Source organism: Veillonella tobetsuensis (assembly GCF_002959935.1).
In the GTDB taxonomy this organism is placed as follows: domain Bacteria; phylum Bacillota; class Negativicutes; order Veillonellales; family Veillonellaceae; genus Veillonella; species Veillonella tobetsuensis.
This window is the reverse complement of the sequence record NZ_PPDF01000011.1, coordinates 1-18,493: the sequence shown is the minus strand read 5'-3', so window position 1 is coordinate 18,493 and position 18,493 is coordinate 1. Positions and strand designations below refer to the sequence as shown.

Sequence of the window (18,493 nt, the reverse complement as noted above, 5' to 3'; positions counted from 1 at the left end):
TCATCTTGCGTCATATATAAGATAACAGAAAAAAGGCTTTTTGTAAATAGTTTTCTTCATTTTCCACTCACTTATTTTCAATATTTTAATTTCATTTATATTAATTTTATATTTTTACATAAAAAACATACATTTTATGAGTATTTTTTTGTTCTTTATAATTAGTTTTTCAATAATTTTCGATATACTGCTACTTTTTTCGATGAGTGTATCAGTTTTACTTATAAATTATTCTTTTATTGATTTAATTACTTCAGAAAATATCGATATAATAAAAATTCATATATTATCCATATTTTCAAATTTCAAAGTTACTATGTTATTTCGCTATTTTTTCATTTTTTAAATTTCATAAAATTGTTTATTTCGATAAAATATACAGGGAATTATTGGTACATAAAAATAGCAGACAGTCGATATATTACATCGACTGTCTGCTGCTCCTATTCATAGCTATATATAATAAGTATATAATTACTTTCCTACCTATGCGTAAAAATTGTCTTTGTAGTATACTAAGTAAATAAAGAGGTTAGTACTAAGGGGACTTTCATATGAAAAATAAAAACACAGAATTAGATACACAAACAACTGAGCCAACTACGGCGCAACATATTGCACCACCAGCTCATGATATAACCGAGGCGCAAGCGGGGATTGATGAGTTAAAAGATTCATATGACAATTTTCTCTATGTCTCTAAAGCCTTTCCAAATACGAATATTAACTCACTCCTAGCGAAGGGCAAAATATATGGGCTTAACCCAGCACCTCTCAAAGGGGCTCGCGTGTTAGAACTAGGTTCATCTTGCGGTGGGAATATTATTCCCCAAGCGTTATATTATCCAGAAGCGACTTTCACAGGCATCGACCTTTCACCAGTGCAAGTACAGCATGGTAATGAGCTCATTCAATCGATGGGTCTTACGAATGTGACATTGCTAGAAAAGAATATTATGGATATCGATGACGATTTTGGTACCTTTGATTACATTTTGGTGCATGGCATTTGGTCTTGGGTACCAGATGTGGTAAAGGATAAAATCCTCTCCATTTGTAATCGTAATCTATCTGACCGCGGTATCGCCTATATATCCTATAATACGTATCCTGGTTGGAAACGTCTGGAACAGCTGCGCGACATCATGCTCTATTCGGAAAAACATGCACCTAATGATTCCTTAAAGGATCGCACGGTGTATACGAAGAATGTGTTAAAGCTCATCGCTGAAACGATGAAGATGGACGAACGGTCTCGTGTACAATCTGATTACAAGATCAACAATATCAACCGTGTAATCGAGTCTAATGACTATTATGTAGGGCACGAATATCTAGAAACCTTCAATGACCCTGTATACGTATCACAGTTTGTGGAACGGGCCGAACATTTAGGTTGTACCTATGTTGGTGACGAATCATTACAACGCTCCTTTATTACATGGCTCGACGATGCGGTGGTAGAAAACATCAACGCTTTATCCCAAGGAAATCATGTGGATAAAGAGCAGTATTACGACTATGTCTACGATACACAGTTCCGCATGGCTTTACTCACTAAGCCAAAGAATGCAGACAGAATTATTCGCAACGAAACCGTTACGATAGACACATTAAACATACTCTATTTCTATACAGCCATCAATGAATTTAATGGAGCGCCACCAGAATGGACAAATCCCGTATTTATTTCTATTAAGGAATTGATGGACCTTAGAAAACCATTCAATGTACAGGATGTAGTGAATTATGTGAAAGAGCATCATCCTCATATCGATATCGATATGGATGCTATATATAAACGATTGTTCCTATTGGCTATCGTGGGACAGGTTTACGTTCTTGGTGAAAGATACGAGCAATTGCCGTTTATAGAAAATGAGACATATATTCCAGAACGATTTATTAAATACATAGAAACACTCACCGAAGGTGGTGGCCAACAATATATGACCGTAGGCAATATGTATAATCAAATCGATCAAACTGTGGACCACGGCCTCTTATTCATCATGAGATTGCTTGAAAAACCAACTACTAAAGAAGCAATGATAGCTATTATGGACTCCAATTTAAAGGTAGAACATACCAATAGTGACGGAACTACATTCATCGTACCGAACGAAGAATATTTAGAACAAAAATTACTACATATTGAAGGATTGGGATTTTTTCGAAAATAATTAGCCTATTCGGCATATAAAAATAGCAGCTACTGGCCCTTAAAGGGGGTTGGTAGCTGCTATTTTTCATTATTTATCTAAAAACATAATCCTAAATTAGAATTACGTTCTAATGAGTGATTATCTTGTTTTATATAATCCCATGATTCTTTATAATCTGTACATTGAGAAAATGTAGACTCACTTATAAATTTAATAAACGCATTTATATCATCATAATACCTTTTGGTAAAAGCCAATGAGTTAGCCTTTTTCTCCTCATCAGTAGCATTGGGCTTATCATGTAACACATGATCCAGGTTACAAGACATATAATATATTTTATAAGGAATATTATTCCACATTACAGAGGTCCTTGAACTTAAGGCATTCAAATTCTCACGCTTACGCTCATTTCGCTCAATAGCCTCTTGTCGATTTGGGGCTATAATATTTTCAAATGTATATATAAATTTATCTTTTGTCGTATCCTCAATAATAGCGGAGTCATTAACAAAAGCCCCATCCATATCAACTAAATGTATAATTTGCTGAACGTCTCTAGCTTTAAAATGATTATTTTCAGCATATATCTTAATTTCATTACATAATCGTGCTTTAATATTTGATTGGTTTATCCCTTTTTGGGAGGTAATGTCACCATACATAATTTTCATATGTACAGTATTACTATCAAAAAATTTAGAAAAATACAATTCTAATGAATCCGCATCAGAGGGTCCTTCAACAATAACAAGCACTATTTTTCGTCGTGCCATTTATATGCACCAGCTTTCCTAAAAGCATAAGAAATTTCAGCATTATTTGTCGATTTATATAATTCTTCGTTCTGTTCTCCTAGCATGATATCTCTATAATAAAAGTCACGGAGATTATTACTTGTCTTTACATTAACCATTCGTGTATATCGATTGCTAGGATTAGTTGTGGTGAAAGCAATACAGCCTTTATCTAGTGTTTCCAAGGGTCTTAAGTTATGAGATGTAAATATTAATTGACCTTCACCTTTCTCTGAAATAATACGTAAAATCTCACCGAGTAGATATTCAAAGATACCCGAGTCTAGCTCATCTATGGCAACAGTAATAGATTTTCTATTATATACAGAAATTAATAAGCCTAAAACAGAAATAATTTTACGTATTCCTTCAGATTCATATTTTAAAGGAATATATGTATTTGATTTATAAGATACTAACTCAAATCGTTCTCCATCCTGATTATCCTGCAGTTTCTCTTTACCCAATGTTTCTACGCCAATAGTTAATCCTGGGACAATTTGAGTTAATACCAGGTTCATCATAGCTATACTATCTCTAATATCTTGTACAACGGCTATAGGAAATACATTAGGTTGATTTAAGGATAATCCAATCGTACCTACAATATGTCTCGTATCAGCCCGATAGTTAATCTCTAATGGTAGTGCATCGAGACTAATTAAGCCACTATGTTCCGTTGTTACTACAAATAAATCATGATTTCCATATTTTACCAAATCCGTCAAAATCGAATACATTAACTCAAAATTTTTATTGGAACTCATCAATTTATTACGAATATACAAACGTTTCATAAACTCTGGAGAAAAAATAAAGGACCGAGATTCCGCTTTCGCTTGTTTCTTATTTACGATTAAATCTGTAATATCATCCATATCACGACCAACTAATAGATCTAATTTTGATTTTGGTTTAAAGATTTGCTTAGCAGGCACATCAGTATCAATTAAAATACTTTTTCTAATATTGGTATCTACACCTTCAATCTTATATTGTATGCGTTCTTTTGTAATACAAATTTGATTTTCTCTATCGCTAGTATCATCCGTTATATTGCTTTCACCCGTAATCGATGAGGTAATGCCTAATTCAACCTCGTAATCTACTAAAACATGCTTATAATTATCCTCTATTAGCAATTCAAAATTTAATTCACAAGTATGCGAGGCAGAGGATATATTGATATAGTCACAAATTGTAGAAGGCAATTTTTGGCCTGTAAGTAATAATTTTAAAATGCTAATCGCATCTATAAGAGCAGTTTTACCTGAACCATTTTGACCATATATGCCTAATAGACTCGATTTGTAGTCCTTTCTGGTATTTATGAAATTAATACGCCCGTGTTCAATATTCTTTAGGTTATCTATCGTCATAGATGTTAAACGAATATATTTGGTAGTGTTCATATACTTACCTCCTAGTATGCTAAGTGTAACACACCAACCATTTATATTCAATCAAATTGCAAAAACGATATTTTATATTACGATTTACTATTTTAATTTACGTTTTGTAATACCACAAATAAAAAACCGATACAAACTCTACTACTAATCGCTAAAGTTCGTATCGGTTTTTTCTCTATATATTATTTTTTATTCACTCTAACACGTTCAATTGTCGGTTGACCTTGGCTATTTCTTGCCACTGTGTCAACGCGGAACAGAGCCATTTCTGGGCTAAATTCTGTTACCAGTTGTTCGTCTACTTGTACGCCGTTTTGAAGAGCACGGTATACGATTTGAGCGAATTCGTAGCGTGTTAATAAACGATCACCACCGAATGTGCCATCTGGGTATCCTTCTACTAGACCACGACGAGATAGGTCACTCACTGCTTCATATGCCCAGTGGTTGCTAGCCACATCAGGGAATAATGTAGTGTGATCTGCTTTCATGCGAGTACCGGCTACATCATTTAAGAGAGCTGTCAATTTTTGGATTTGTGCATTTTGAAGTGCTACTGTTTTCTTAAGTTCTAACACTTCTTTACCGATGGCTACGCGAGAACGAGATACATTGCTATGAGCACGACTTTCACAGAAAGGCCGGCATTCACAACAGTTTCCCCATTACCCAATGTAGAACCTACGCTCAATTGAACGTCCTCGTTAGGACGATAGAATGCACCGAGTGCAACAGCATTGCCATTGTGGTAATGACCATAGCCGGCGGCAAAGTCCCATTTAGCATCAGGGTCAAAGTCGAGCGGATGAAGGGCCGCTAATGCAGCCGAACCAGCTACGGCCTTGTTAACGCGTTGATCTAAGCGGGATACATATTTTTTAAGATTCGTTACATCCCCTTGAACGTTGACAGTATTATATGCATTCACGGATATCATGTCATGTAATCGTTTAAGTTGTGCCACGTTTACCGCATCAGTATCATTTATACCAGCTGCAACGGATGTGATTTGACGCGTTACGTCATTTGCTACATCACCAACGGATACAGCAGATGATGTGGATTTCCATGTAGACGATGTATCCATGGATGGCGTATTAGTAAGGATATCATAACCAACTGCACCTGCGGCTACTGTCGCTTTAGAACCACTACCAAGTGCTACACCACCTTCGGTGGATACGTCTGTGTTATGACCAAGAGCCACTGCATCATGAACAGCTGTTGTCGTTCCATTGTCGCTAGAGCCGATAATAACAGCATGATTAGCACCTGTTACGGTACGGTTATTGCCAACGATAACTGTATTCTTTGCATCAGAAACGGTGTTCTTAGAACCGATAGCAGTCAAATGCTGTACATTAGATGCTATTTAAAGAACCATTAATAGTGGATTCCAAGTTCTTAACAGGATTTGCCATACGGCCACCATTATATCCACTGGAAATGATATTATAAGTACCTGTATTAGTAGCAAATGCACCATTAGTAAAGCTATTGGCACCTACTGTAGTGGCATACGCATTCAATGCATCTTTACGAGTAGTCGCTGTATCTACTGTGGTATCACCAAGATCACCTTTATAGTTATGGGAACCAATCATGGTACTGCCAGTACGAGCAAATGTATTGTCACCAATTGCTACGCTACCTACTACCTTTGTTGGATCTGAAGGAATTCTTGCAGAAGAGAACCAACTACCACTAAAGATTGTTTGACCTAATGCAAAGCTAGCCTCAACACCACCAGCCATATTTTCAATCTTTGGAGCACTACTACCTATTCCATAAGCAACACCATTACCAGATCCTACCGTAACATCCGCTGCACTAGCCACACATAAGCTAGACAATAATATACCATTAATCAATATCGCCAATAAGCGTTTCCGTTTGTTCATAATCTTCCCTCTCCATTTACAAACAAATACATAATACGATCTCTCACTCATCATTTCTTCATGATGTTTACATAAATTATATTATTTTTTAAATATTTGTAAATAGTTTATTTATAATTATCTTAAATTTATCAACAGATTTATAAGATAATTAATATAATAAAAACGGATAGCTAATCGCAATGGACCAACTATCCGCTTATGTATTGAGGTTTGTATGAAAAATCTATTTACACTATACAGCTATTTAAGCATCTCAATATTATCTATTATTTAATTTTTCTACCAGCATATCTACTGTTTCTTGTAACTTTTTATTTTGAGCCTCCAATGTATCAACCCGTTGTTCGAGAGCATTATAGGACGCAGGAGAGATTTTTTGTAGCGTTTTGTTTTCACCGAATTTATAGGATACACCAAGGTTGGCCATGATGTGGTCATTAACGGTAGCACCGGCTGTGAGGAGCAAGTTTTCCTTTGGATAATACCCCACACCGAGAGCTAGCGCATTAGCATCTTTATAGTGGCCAATACCGCCCATCACTTGTACTCGATTATCTGGATCAAATTGCATTGGATGTAATGCAGCTAGTGCCGCAGCACGAGCATCGCCTTTATTAGCCTCTTTTCCAATGTTGCTAATTTTGTTATATAGATTATCGATTTGTTGATTTGCACCATATAATTGGGAACCATTGATGGCATCTGTAGATTCAGCACTTACACGGCCTGCCGCTACATGAGTAATCGTCCGTTCTTGATCGGTAGCGCCTACGGATACGGTGGATACCGGTGCAGTGCCGGCAAAGTTAACGGTGCCACCTGCATAAGTGTAGCTTGGGGTTCTCACCACATCACTACTTTCAGCAGTGGAATTATTACCTAATACAACTGCATTATCTAGAGATGTTTTTACATTATTACCCATTACGAATGTGTTATTGGCACCAATTTCATTCTTGTTACCTACGCTATAGGAGTTATCCCCCTTAACGGTAGCCACATTATACGTACCTACACCAAAGGCGCCAGATTGGTTACCCTCAATTTTATTGTATGCACCTATAGCAGAGTTCTTGTTACCTTCAAAGATAACGCCATGGCCCATGCCATAGTTAAAATCACCATTCACGTTTGAGTTAGAGCCAATCAACACCGTATTATTACCCTTACTGCCACCAGCTTGGCCTGCGCCAAGCCATACGTTTTTATTACCAGTCGCACCAGAACCAGCGAAGGAACCGATGGCAATCGTATTGGATATAGTCGAATTAAATCCAGCGGCAAAATTACCGAGGAAATTATAATCGCCCTTACCATTTAAAAAGGTCTTTGAACCTAGTGCAACATTGGCACCACCACTGGATCCATTCAACGATATCCGGCCAATGGCGATATTATTGCCCTTTGCATTAGGATCGTTAGGTTTTTGATATGGATTGCCATTACTAGTACCCGCTTGTCCACCAAGGGATACATTGTCCGAATTAGTAAAGTTAGAATCTCCTGGTATGCCGATATTATAGGCTGCACCACCAGTTGAAACGATAGGTGTATCGGCGGCTTGCACTAGGCCTATAGAAGATACACTAAATACACTAACCATTGAAACAATACATAATTTTGTTGCGTAATTCATATTACGACCCTCCCATACTCTCTAACAATGTGTTGCTATACTCCCGCTAATGTTCTCGATGCGCCATAGATTTCAGCCACCACATAAGGGTTACCGCAGGTACTCAATTTAGCAAGTATCCGTTTTGTATAATCTAAATGCTCTAACAAAGCATCTCGTAGTTTGCGTTGCACGTGGTCAGGGGAATGAAATACGAGTATAGGATCAAAGTCTCCTATGATGATATACGTTGTATGTGGTTCTGGTCCTGGCTCAATGTGGTATTGAAATGGAATGATAACATTGAATAAACCATACACCACATCGCGCGCAATTGGTTTCCGTGCTTTAAGACAAGCAAATGTCATGTTAGGACCTAACGTTCGTGGATCCGTATACATGGGCTTTGACCGTCTTGTTGATTGAATGCCGTTTGCTAGAACACCCTCGTGTCGTGCTATCTCTCGCAATACCGTTTTAATGGATTTGTGAATGATATCACGCCGACCATCTACATAGTAACATGCGGTACAGTCACCACCATCTATGTAAACAGGGATTAAGCAACATATATGGTGAGCTACATCGCCATATATCGCATTTGGATTACAAGAAATTGATTCTTTATTACTTACCGTTTGATACGCTGTATTATGCATCATTATAACCTTTCTTAAGATTAATGAGTAATAAAACTAAGGAATTCCTCTTGTAAAATTGTATAAATAACACGTGTTATATAAATGTGCTTTAGCAGCACTTATGAGTTAATTGTATACCTATAATTACAAGCTGTAAATATATAAATTAAAAAATATTTTAGATTTTTTAAAGCTACTTATAACTATGCATATTTTGCATATCTTGGATATCCAATTCTTTGTTGTCTGCCACCATCATGTAATATCGCAATTGGTCGATGGCCTTTTGATGGCGTTGTTGCACAGCCTGCCTCGACTGGTGCGATTCACAACCAATAGAGACACAGCTTTTACCATCCTTATATAAGGCATACAATAATTCTTGTTGTTCTACCGGTAGTTTTTGAAATGCAGTCCACAAACGAGTGCGCAATTCGTCCTCGTTGGAGGTGCCAACGATGTCTCGCTCGATATCTACATCATCGGGAAATTGGTCCATCGCCAGCTCAGATACATCGTCACCCGTGCAGGGCGGCAAGGTCAATTCCCGTTTCCATTGCTGAACGGACCGCTTGTAAAAGTTCAGATAACCGTAGCGAACGGCGGCTTTCACATACCCTGAAAAGGGTACCTTACCTGATGTATGAAAGCTGTAGATGGCTTCGATAAAGATAATCCACAGAAATGATTCGACATCGTCCGTCAGTGCTTCGGTGCTATATCGATTCGCATAGCTGATGATGAGTGGCCGATAGCGCCGGCATAACTCGACTTGTGCTGCATCGATGGTGAGTTCCTCGATGGGCCACACCGCCCGTTCTGTGCTGAGCACAGATACGCGGCGTTCTTGGCAGACGCGTACTAAACTAAGGTCTGTCACCGCTTGTAATACCTTTTGGGGACATACCACATGTTTCATATTCATATTCGTTCCTTTCTGCCTAGGCTCAATTGAAATATACACCCAAGTGAGTATTTAGACAAATAAGAAATTCCGCTGAAAATGCATAGATTTACAGCGGAATTTTAGTTTTCGAATATGTATTTGTATAAAATTTCAACGCATTTTCAATAAAGTACGCCAATTATATGAATTTACTTGTTTCGCAGATTATATGATCTTTGTTAGCGCTAATATACAGCTTTCAACAGGATAATCCAGACTTAGTTAGTACACCAATGATAGATTCTTAGCGAATACTGGTTTCACCATGGTATCGTAGACATACTGCCCATCCCCACAATGAATGTCCTCCATGTAAGGGAATACGTATTCAAACCAAAATTGGAACATGGTATTCACAAAGTGATAGTCCGAATAGCGCAATGGACCTCGGCTGCCCCCTTGGAGACGGCCTATAATGGCCATGTCTAACAAGTCGGCCATACGGGTCGCAAAGGTACCACTTTTCAGTTCGCTAGCATGGCACAACTCTGTATAGAATGGTTTATCTAGCTGTGCTAATGCATATAAAATGGCATTGGCTGCCCCAGCATTACGAATATAACGCATGAGTAGTCGTTGCGGTTCCATATATAGGGCGCCTTCTGGTCTAAAGAATAGACGCACAATATTATCATCTACGGATGCAGTAGGGTCGATATGCACTAGATTGCCTGGCATACCTCCTGTTACATGGTATAGTTTCGCAAGATCTTCATCGGTATAGTTCCACCTTAATGCTCTCACATCATCAAGGGTGAAAGGTTCTACCTTAAAGTGACTATGAATATATGGGGCAATCAAGCTAGATTCGCCCAAGATTCGCCCTTTTAATTCGTCCACATGGGTCCCCATGAGGAGTACAAACATCTTGCCATAGTCCCGATAGGTTTCCATCAATTCCCGTAATAGGATGGGCACCTGTGGTGCCGTATCTACTAGAGCCGGGTAATCGTCAATAATAAACATCATATGTTTATCAACGCTCATTTGAAATACTCTACGCAAAGCCTCCTCTAGGGTACGAAATGACCCAGATGGCATATCCAATCCTCTCTCAATGGATCGAATATGAACGGATTCGTTCGCTAGTCGCCCTAGCAAGTAAACCACATGATTCGACGTTAATCGATTTTGCAGTTCCTTTGCAATATAGGTTTTTCCTACGCTATAAGGCCCGTATACAACACTCATATCCATACAGTCCTTCTCGTATTGTTCCATGATAGAATCAATTACCGCCTCATGGTTCACACACTTCATATAAGATCTCACCTCCCTTAAATTCAGTCCTTAGGAACCTATTATATCATAATCTAAATAATCTATAAAATATATTTTATGTATTTTAACAAATATATAATAAATTCATCATTTACACATAAAAAAACTCTCTCCTCAAATGATATGTCCCCCTTTCACTGAACAAGCAGTAAAGGGGATACATATCCAAAAGAGAAAAGAGTTTTATTGATTGTTGGTAAATTTCATAATCATGATACGCCGCACCGCAGCATTGAGTTCTGCTTCGGTAATAGTGCCATCTTCTACGGCTTGTGTTAAGGCGGTATGAATTTCCTTGATATGATTCGAGTGTTTACACACGGCTACCATATCGCCACCAGCCTGGATGGTACGTACCGCATAATCACCTACGGCGATGCCGGTAATGGCCGCACCAACTTCGATATCATCGGATAAAACCACGCCAGTAAAGCCCAATTCACCGCGCAGCCAATCGGTGATAATCGGTTTAGACAAACTAACGGGATTTTTTGCATCCATAGAGGTGACTTTCACAGAATTCACCATAATCATAGGTCGCTCCTGTGCCGTAGATTGGATCAGCTGCACAAAAACGCGCGTATCATCGTCCATCAGTGCGTCCTTCGATACATCGACTCGCATGCCAGGCACGGTAAAATCGGCCCCACCTGGGAAAAATTGGTACGCCGTGAACACTTGGTTCGCCGCATATCGCTTCGTAATCAATTCGCCAATCTGTGCGGCCCGGTCGAGATCCTGTGTATAGGAATAGAAGGAATGTGTATTTACCATGGGCCCTAAATTTAGATTAAATCCAAGGTCGCGCATCTCGATGGAGGTACGCGTCGCGAGGCTACCCACCGCATCAAGGCCCTTTTTAGAGATAATGTTAGGTTCCACCCAAGGAATCATCACATTAGGGCGATAAGGCATCCGTTCCCGCTGAATCGCGATGAACGGAGGCGCTAGGCTCGCAATATTTGCATTATCTCGAATCCCTTTTGTGAAAGCCCGTAGTTGTTCCTTGGATTCCATATTATTATTATCTAATAAAATACCGCCTACACGGTATTTGCGCATCATTTCTTTTTGAGGCTCATCTAATGTGGTACCGTCGAGACCCATGAGAATCAATTGGCCGATTTTGTCCTCGCGAGACATATTTTTCACCATTAAATCCGCCTTATCCTCGACCGATGCATTGGTTGCGGCTATAGCCCTAAAACTTGTAGGTGTACGTTCTTCCGCTACAGTCTTTGCTTCATCTTTGTAACATCCGGCCACAGCACATACCGTTGTTACTAGCAATACACCACATATAAACCTTTTAACGAACTGCTTCATCGCTCTCTCTTTCTGTTGCAAGCTCAATTTCAATATAGATGTAGTATGATCCTATCCCCTCCCAGTTATAGAATCGTCCATCCTAACACTCAGATATTTCTAATCTATTATATACTATATAGTTCATTAATGCCTCATTAAAATGCTGACTTGCAAATTTTGTATACTAGCCAAAAATAATGCATACAATTTGAGAACGATAACCTTCTAACTATAAAAAAAACTGCAAGCTAGCTGTATATCCAATCAAGCTATTCTCAATTGGCATATAACTAACTTGCAGTTGATTCTATTTAACCTACAATTAATTCTATTTAACCTGCAATTAATTCTATTTGACTTGCAGTTGATTTTATTTAACCTACTGATGATTCTCTGTATCTGTAGTATCTTGGGAATCAGTTTGTCCTTGATGCGGTGTTTTATGATTCGTCATTACCGTTTTGGCCGCCACCTTTTTCACAGGGAACGTAATTGGCACCTGTGTATTAACTTGTACTGGGCCATTTTTTGGTACAGCCACCTCTTGCGGCGTAGACAAGGCCTTTACTACTGTAGCTGGAGGCGCTGTTTGTGCTATTTGAGTTACTGCCTTTGGTGCTTGTTTAGGCGCATCCGGTTGTTGACGTGCCACCCGTGCTGCCGCCAAGATTCCAGGGTTACGATATAGTAATTGACCACCTTCGGTAGATAATTTTTGATCATAGTAATATACATCAGCATTATAATATTCGCTACCGCTCGCCACATCATAGCGCAAACCAATCATGGTATACACCGTAAAGTGAAGCAAGCCGTCCGGTTTACTGCGATCAATGGAATCACGATCCACGTACCAATTATTACCATTATAGGTGAAAGCATATATATCTTGACGTGCATCGGCATTAGGTATAACAGATATAAGCAGCGCTACTACAAACAATATAACTGCACACATACGTTGTAACATGAGGCCTCCTCATATGTATAAAATGATTGTATACGATTTAACAACTTATTATACCATATTTTAATAGGTCAATATGAAATATCACTTTATCATATATAAAAACTAATCCAATATACTCGTCTTAAGCATATAAGACTCAGTACGTCCTTGTTTTACCGTATCGAGGTATTTATTCGGAATTTGTTTGAACCTATTATGAATTGTGCCTCTACTCTTATTACAAGCTTTTAGAATCTCAGCTTTACTAATACCCGCCCCTAAGGAAAATAAACGAGCCTCTAATAACAAAAAGTATATATTTTGTAATACTTGATCAGTGATCTGATGACTTTCAAAAAATGCTTTCAGTTTTATACGCTCATCTTCTAAACGTTTTATACGCTTGTCTAATAGAGCAATCGCATCATCAATTGTTTTCTCAATAATAGATATAAACTCCATAACAAAATTCGTTATATCCCCACCGTTAATTTCAGCTGTTGTCATTTTAAAAGCATCATAATATTGTTTTTTATTATTTTTAATAACAGCAGATAAGCGTAATGCAATCAGAGGATGAAAATGTTTTGCTAAGTAAGCTGTAGATATAAATCGATTTGTACGGCCATTACCATCATAAAATGGATGAATGTAGCCAAAGTAATAATGAAATATCGCAACACGTATAGGTAATTGTATATCATCATTATTAAGAATCATTAAAGCTTGATCTATTTCTTGAATAATACTAGATTCAGGCAATGTACCACGATGAATTATCTTATCTTGATGATTTACGATATCTACAGAATCTTTTCTAAAAATCGCTCCATCAGGTTGATTCTTCTTTGAAATCTCATCACGTATAATATCATCATATAATCGCCTAATATCTGAACTACTGGTATATATAAAACGCCTAGGCTGCTCTAAAATGGTTTTATATTTTGTGATAATACTAGAAAAACGTAACTTCTTATTATCTATATTATGTATGGCATCTTGTATTTCACGCCGACTACTGCGTACACCTTCGATATCATTACTCGCCTTAATTTCACTAGATAAAAAGCCATTCATAACATGCCATAACATAACTAGAGGCACACGTTGTGCCAAATTAACAAATTCATGTTTTTTCTGTTCGATAGATAGAAGCAAATTCACTAATTCAGGATGATACATGAAAAAAGCTGTATAAGTATGACGGCGGTTATATTCATGAATAGCTATCGGTAAAACAATAGAACTCTCAGAATAACGTCTATTATCCAGTATACGTTTCCATTCATCTTCACCTTTTCTGTAATATATCTTATACATTGGTTCAAATTTCATGCTATCCCTCCTATCTGCCTCTATACTATATAATCTATGATGTTCAAAATAATGCAATTTTGTACTTCATACCACATTTTCTTATTTTGATGTTCAAAAATAGCGAATTTTGAACATCAGTTTACAAAATTATATCAATGGTGTATAAAAAATGCAAGATTAGTCTAGATGCCTTTGCACCCATTCTTGCCCTTGCTCAAGTATGGGTGTAATGTGTTGCATCAGAGGTTTCTCAAGAAATTGAATTCGCAAATAATCTATACTCATACCAACCACAAAGACGATTGCTACTACACATACCGCATATATAGGTAATAGTAAAGAATCATAATACTGATAGGTATAAAAAATATGGTCCCACATATAACGAGCAAATAAGCCATTGTCATGTATTAGGTAAATACCAAAGGTCGTTGCCGCTACTGTATTAATCCAAGAGCGATAAGCTATGTTCGATTTCAAGAAAAGAATAAATGCACCTAGTCCTATAGTGAGCAGGAATACACCGTAGTCCTTCAGCGAAAAATAAAGGGTTTGTGTTACATATATAGGATTTATCATCGCCAATATATCAACTAGAATAATCCCTAGTGTGGAGCCTGCCAAACCAATGGAAGTTACTAAAACACCTGTCTTTTGGGTGATGCTTTCACCATATAACTTAATATAAGCACCGATGGTGTAAAAATAGACAAACGAAAATATATGTTTAAAACCAAAGGTCGTATGTGGTAATTGAGGAAATAGATTCAGTATGGTCGGTGTTAAGAACCAAATAACCAGGCCGATTAATAAAAGTAGTCTTAAGTAATTCTGCTGTAAACGGTGTATGATAGGGTTGATAAATAGCGTTAACAAATAGAGGACTAAAAAGTTCTGCCCGAACCAACTCATAGCACCAATGGGTAATAATGATTTGATGATATTTGTTGATGTCACCGTATCTAAACCCAAAACAAGAGCAACCCCAAGCATAGCTAAACTATAAAACCAAATCTGGCCTACTAGTTTTGCAAACTTATGCAGTTTAAATTTTGCATTAATCATAAAGTATCCCGTTATGATGACAAAGGCGGCCACACCTGCTTTGCCAAAAAGGGAGAAAAATTGAAGGAATATTTTGTTAACGGTTACATCAGGGGTAAAGGTAAAACTACCATGCACACAAAAATGATGCATCACGATGCCAATCATGGCAACAATCCGCAGAAGTTCTATATTACTCTGTCGCTCTCTCATGTTCTCAAACCTCATAAACTCTCTCAAAATAATTTAAATTACTATTTATACGATATACGTTATACTAACAAAATGATTAATTTATGACTATCTATGGGACAAGCCCCTTGATACCTCTTCTAAGAATTAGTAGAGACCTGTAGTAATTACTAGGATAAAGTTGATATGGTGTCTCAAGAATTAGTACACGCCTGTTCTAATTCTTGAGACACCATACTGGAGACACTATATAATTTATTAAGTTCATTTGGATTTGACGATATATATAATTTTCCTTATAATAAAAGAAGATAGCCAAGCGAGTAGTTCCGTTAGGCTCATCTCAAGAATTATAAACGTGATGAAATGGCCTTTCAGTTACCTAGTTACCTTAGGATAACGAAGGGCTATTTGTCTTTTCCAAGACAAATAAGAGCCACAAGTGCACCAAAGGCAATGACAACAGTCATTACCTCTAGAATTATCATGATTAACTCATAATCACTCATAGAGCACCCCTCCCTCTATTAACGAAGAGAGGCCCAACCTCGCCGACTATCTTAGCTCAATTATAAAGAGAGCTTTTGTTTTAATCAATAAGCATCTATAAATACAGATATACGAATTAAATTATGAAAGCCCCCGAGTACTAATATATACAGCTATTAGTACTCGGGGGCTATTTTATATATCGACTATATTCTCAGATTGCTTTAGGTAAATATATCTTAGAATTTATGCGTAAATCCAGCGTTCACAGACCATCCTGCTTTATAGTCGCCAGATAGACCTTTGCTAATATCAGCGTAGATACTGTTGTTAGCGTTGATACCATAACGGCCACCGAATGCAAGGTCAGTCCATGTCCCTTTAAGGTCTTGTTCTGTGGATTTCACAGTAGAACCACTTGTGTATGTAGTTTTTACCGAGCCAGAGAAGGCATGGTTAACGCCGACACGAGTATAGATACTCCCTGAGCCAAAGGTCTTACCAATTTCAAGGCCAAGACCGCCAGCAGTGCTGCTTACGCCAGCTTGGTCTACATGCATGGTGCCTGCATTAAAGCTATCTCCACCAAAGCGGGTATAGCTCAATTGCGCTTGCGGCTCGATGTATACACCATTTTGTAATTTCACAGTTTTACCATAGCGAGCGCCAATAGTGTATGCATTAGCCTTCGTTTCGCCAGATAGGATTTCACCAATTTCATTACGAGCTGTGAAAGTATTCGTTACACGACCAACTTGGGATTCAAGTTGAATATATTGATCTCGGCCGAGGTCTTTCAAACCATAGGCGCCAACAGCAAAGGCCTTTTCTTTGCCAGAGCCATTGAATACATAATCATCATGACCACGAAGATAAGATACTTGACCGCCTACAGTCCAACCGCTGCTAGTTTTAGCGTCGTAACCACCTTGAATGCGTGTATAGGTTGTGTCCGTATCAATACCTTGTGCACCATAGCTATATTGACCGCCACCGATATGGGCCCAAATACCTGTTGTTGCGCCTTGTTGCAATGCACGAGGACGGTAAGTATTTGTTAATGTGCGCCAGCCGTTGATATTGCTCATAATCGCAGAACGAGCGCCACGCATATGAGGGGTATCATATGCCGTTGTTTGAGAAGGTGTTGGTGTTGGTGCCGGTTGTGGTGCCGGTGTTGGTTGTGGCGCCGGCGTTGGAGTAGGTGCTGGTTGTGGTGCCGGTGTTGGAGTAGGAACTGGTTGCGGTGCTGGTGTTGGTTGTGGCGCCGGTTGCGGTGCTGGTGTTGGTTGTGGCGCTGGTTGCGGTGCCGGTGTTGGCGTTGGTGCCGGTGTTGGCGTTGGTGTTGGCACTGGTTGTGGTGCAGGTGTTACTGTTGTATTACCGTACACATATTTACCTTGACCATTTTGATCCGCTTGCCATGTAATAGCACCTTCTTTAGCATAGCCAGACGTTACTACCTTGAAACGGCCAGATTCAGCACCTTCAGAAGCAATGGCTACTGTGCCTTCAAGGTTTCTTTCACCAGTCACATAGTTATGGTAATACACCTTATGTGCAAGATTATCTAAAACCTTGTTTACATTATCCTCAGTAGACAAGTCTAATCCCTTGCGGCTAGTGTATAGATGAGCGCCAGCATTAGGGGCTGCGCTTGTAATATGAATGTCACCACCCCAGAAAGAATCAGCCGTTAAACCATTATATGTTGTGGTTGGCGGTGTATATTCTGGATCCTCGGTATCTGCATATTCATCATTAGGATCATAAATAAAATTCACATGGCCTTCGAGTTTATCAATATAGAGTTTATTGTGCTCATTTTGTTCTACCATATTTTGAAAATTGCGATTCGTAGAACCAACGAGTCGATGTACACGGCTAGGCATAGTACTACTATCAAGGTTGGTACCATCAAGGCCACCTTGATATAATAGCTCCCAATCCCCTCTTTCACCAAGGAACACATTGATATGATTATAGTTTCGCCTATTTTCATCAGCTAAATTGAAAGCTAGCCCAGACCAATTGGATTCCTCACCATCTATACCGATATTAATGGTTGAGCTATAATTTGGATCATTTTTAACTATAACATCGCCTTCAACGAATATTTTATCACCCGTAAATTCGCCGTGATGATCATGAACACCTATATTAATTGTACCCCCTTGAGCAAGGGCAACAGGTGTACTCACTCTACCAGAATTATATACACCTTTTTTCAATTTAATGTCTCCACCATTTTTACTGGTAGCAAATGCACTATGACCATAGCCAATATTAGAATATCCATCTTCAATAATAACCATACCACCATTCGCTACTATAGAAGATATATTTTTATCGTATTCTGGGAATACACGTATCATATCATCACTGTTAGCTACAAAATCTGTATTATCAGTATACGGAGCGGTATAGGCC

General features: G+C 38.3%; 12 protein-coding genes and 1 pseudogene. 1 reads left to right on the top strand and 12 read right to left on the bottom strand.

The window, feature by feature from the left end; all coding sequences use genetic code 11:
* The first annotated feature begins 554 nt into the window (after positions 1-554).
* Positions 555-2,183: a class I SAM-dependent methyltransferase gene (locus VTHSUH11_RS05905; protein WP_105092981.1), complete on the top strand. Its 1,629-nt coding sequence runs from the start codon at positions 555-557 to the stop codon at positions 2,181-2,183.
* A gap of 77 nt (positions 2,184-2,260) precedes the next feature.
* Here the strand turns inward: VTHSUH11_RS05905 and VTHSUH11_RS05900 are convergent, their stop codons facing one another.
* The 12 genes and pseudogenes from VTHSUH11_RS05900 to VTHSUH11_RS05845 form a co-directional block, all read right to left on the bottom strand.
* On the bottom strand, positions 2,261-2,941 hold the full coding sequence (locus VTHSUH11_RS05900; protein WP_244899995.1) for a toprim domain-containing protein: 681 nt from the start codon (positions 2,939-2,941) through the stop codon (positions 2,261-2,263).
* Positions 2,923-4,374, bottom strand: coding sequence for an AAA family ATPase (locus VTHSUH11_RS05895; protein WP_105092980.1), 1,452 nt, complete (start codon positions 4,372-4,374; stop codon positions 2,923-2,925). The genes VTHSUH11_RS05900 and VTHSUH11_RS05895 overlap by 19 nt, the downstream gene beginning before the upstream one ends.
* Before the next feature lie 182 nt (positions 4,375-4,556).
* Positions 4,557-6,275 (bottom strand): annotated as a pseudogene (locus tag VTHSUH11_RS05890) (S-layer homology domain-containing protein).
* 262 nt (positions 6,276-6,537) lie between these two features.
* Positions 6,538-7,914, bottom strand: a complete 1,377-nt coding sequence (locus VTHSUH11_RS05885) for a YadA-like family protein (RefSeq protein WP_105092979.1) — start codon at positions 7,912-7,914, stop codon at positions 6,538-6,540.
* A 35-nt stretch (positions 7,915-7,949) separates the two neighbouring features.
* Complete coding sequence (locus tag VTHSUH11_RS05880; protein WP_005379131.1) at positions 7,950-8,555, bottom strand: hypothetical protein; 606 nt, start codon at positions 8,553-8,555, stop codon at positions 7,950-7,952.
* 172 nt (positions 8,556-8,727) lie between these two features.
* Positions 8,728-9,459, bottom strand: coding sequence for a sigma-70 family RNA polymerase sigma factor (locus VTHSUH11_RS05875; RefSeq protein WP_105092978.1), 732 nt, complete (start codon positions 9,457-9,459; stop codon positions 8,728-8,730).
* 243 nt (positions 9,460-9,702) lie between these two features.
* The gene (locus tag VTHSUH11_RS05870) at positions 9,703-10,740 is read right to left on the bottom strand and encodes an ATP-binding protein (protein ID WP_105092977.1); all 1,038 of its coding nucleotides are present in this window, start codon (positions 10,738-10,740) and stop codon (positions 9,703-9,705) included.
* A gap of 204 nt (positions 10,741-10,944) precedes the next feature.
* Complete coding sequence (locus VTHSUH11_RS05865; protein WP_105092976.1) at positions 10,945-12,087, bottom strand: glycoside hydrolase family 3 N-terminal domain-containing protein; 1,143 nt, start codon at positions 12,085-12,087, stop codon at positions 10,945-10,947.
* A 361-nt stretch (positions 12,088-12,448) separates the two neighbouring features.
* A complete protein-coding gene (locus tag VTHSUH11_RS05860) occupies positions 12,449-13,039 on the bottom strand; it encodes a hypothetical protein (RefSeq protein WP_105092975.1) in 591 nt (196 codons plus the stop codon).
* Positions 13,040-13,141: 102 nt separating this feature from the next.
* Positions 13,142-14,356: a Fic family protein gene (locus VTHSUH11_RS05855; protein WP_059360974.1), complete on the bottom strand. Its 1,215-nt coding sequence runs from the start codon at positions 14,354-14,356 to the stop codon at positions 13,142-13,144.
* A gap of 159 nt (positions 14,357-14,515) precedes the next feature.
* Positions 14,516-15,595, bottom strand: a complete 1,080-nt coding sequence (locus VTHSUH11_RS05850) for an acyltransferase (RefSeq protein ID WP_105092974.1) — start codon at positions 15,593-15,595, stop codon at positions 14,516-14,518.
* Between the two features lie 707 nt (positions 15,596-16,302).
* Positions 16,303-18,493, bottom strand: a 2,191-nt coding sequence (locus VTHSUH11_RS05845) for an autotransporter outer membrane beta-barrel domain-containing protein (RefSeq protein ID WP_105092973.1), incomplete at its 5' end; no start/stop codon positions are given.

Bases quoted from the DNA above. Each gene is read 5' to 3' on its own strand.
- VTHSUH11_RS05905 (WP_105092981.1), top strand. From the start codon at position 555: ATGAAAAATAAAAACACAGAATTAGATACACAAACAACTGAGCCAACT.
- VTHSUH11_RS05900 (WP_244899995.1), bottom strand. From the start codon at position 2,941: ATGGCACGACGAAAAATAGTGCTTGTTATTGTTGAAGGACCCTCTGAT.
- VTHSUH11_RS05895 (WP_105092980.1), bottom strand. From the start codon at position 4,374: ATGAACACTACCAAATATATTCGTTTAACATCTATGACGATAGATAAC.
- VTHSUH11_RS05885 (WP_105092979.1), bottom strand. From the start codon at position 7,914: ATGAATTACGCAACAAAATTATGTATTGTTTCAATGGTTAGTGTATTT.
- VTHSUH11_RS05880 (WP_005379131.1), bottom strand. From the start codon at position 8,555: ATGATGCATAATACAGCGTATCAAACGGTAAGTAATAAAGAATCAATT.
- VTHSUH11_RS05875 (WP_105092978.1), bottom strand. From the start codon at position 9,459: ATGAATATGAAACATGTGGTATGTCCCCAAAAGGTATTACAAGCGGTG.
- VTHSUH11_RS05870 (WP_105092977.1), bottom strand. From the start codon at position 10,740: ATGAAGTGTGTGAACCATGAGGCGGTAATTGATTCTATCATGGAACAA.
- VTHSUH11_RS05865 (WP_105092976.1), bottom strand. From the start codon at position 12,087: ATGAAGCAGTTCGTTAAAAGGTTTATATGTGGTGTATTGCTAGTAACA.
- VTHSUH11_RS05860 (WP_105092975.1), bottom strand. From the start codon at position 13,039: ATGTTACAACGTATGTGTGCAGTTATATTGTTTGTAGTAGCGCTGCTT.
- VTHSUH11_RS05855 (WP_059360974.1), bottom strand. From the start codon at position 14,356: ATGAAATTTGAACCAATGTATAAGATATATTACAGAAAAGGTGAAGAT.
- VTHSUH11_RS05850 (WP_105092974.1), bottom strand. From the start codon at position 15,595: ATGAGAGAGCGACAGAGTAATATAGAACTTCTGCGGATTGTTGCCATG.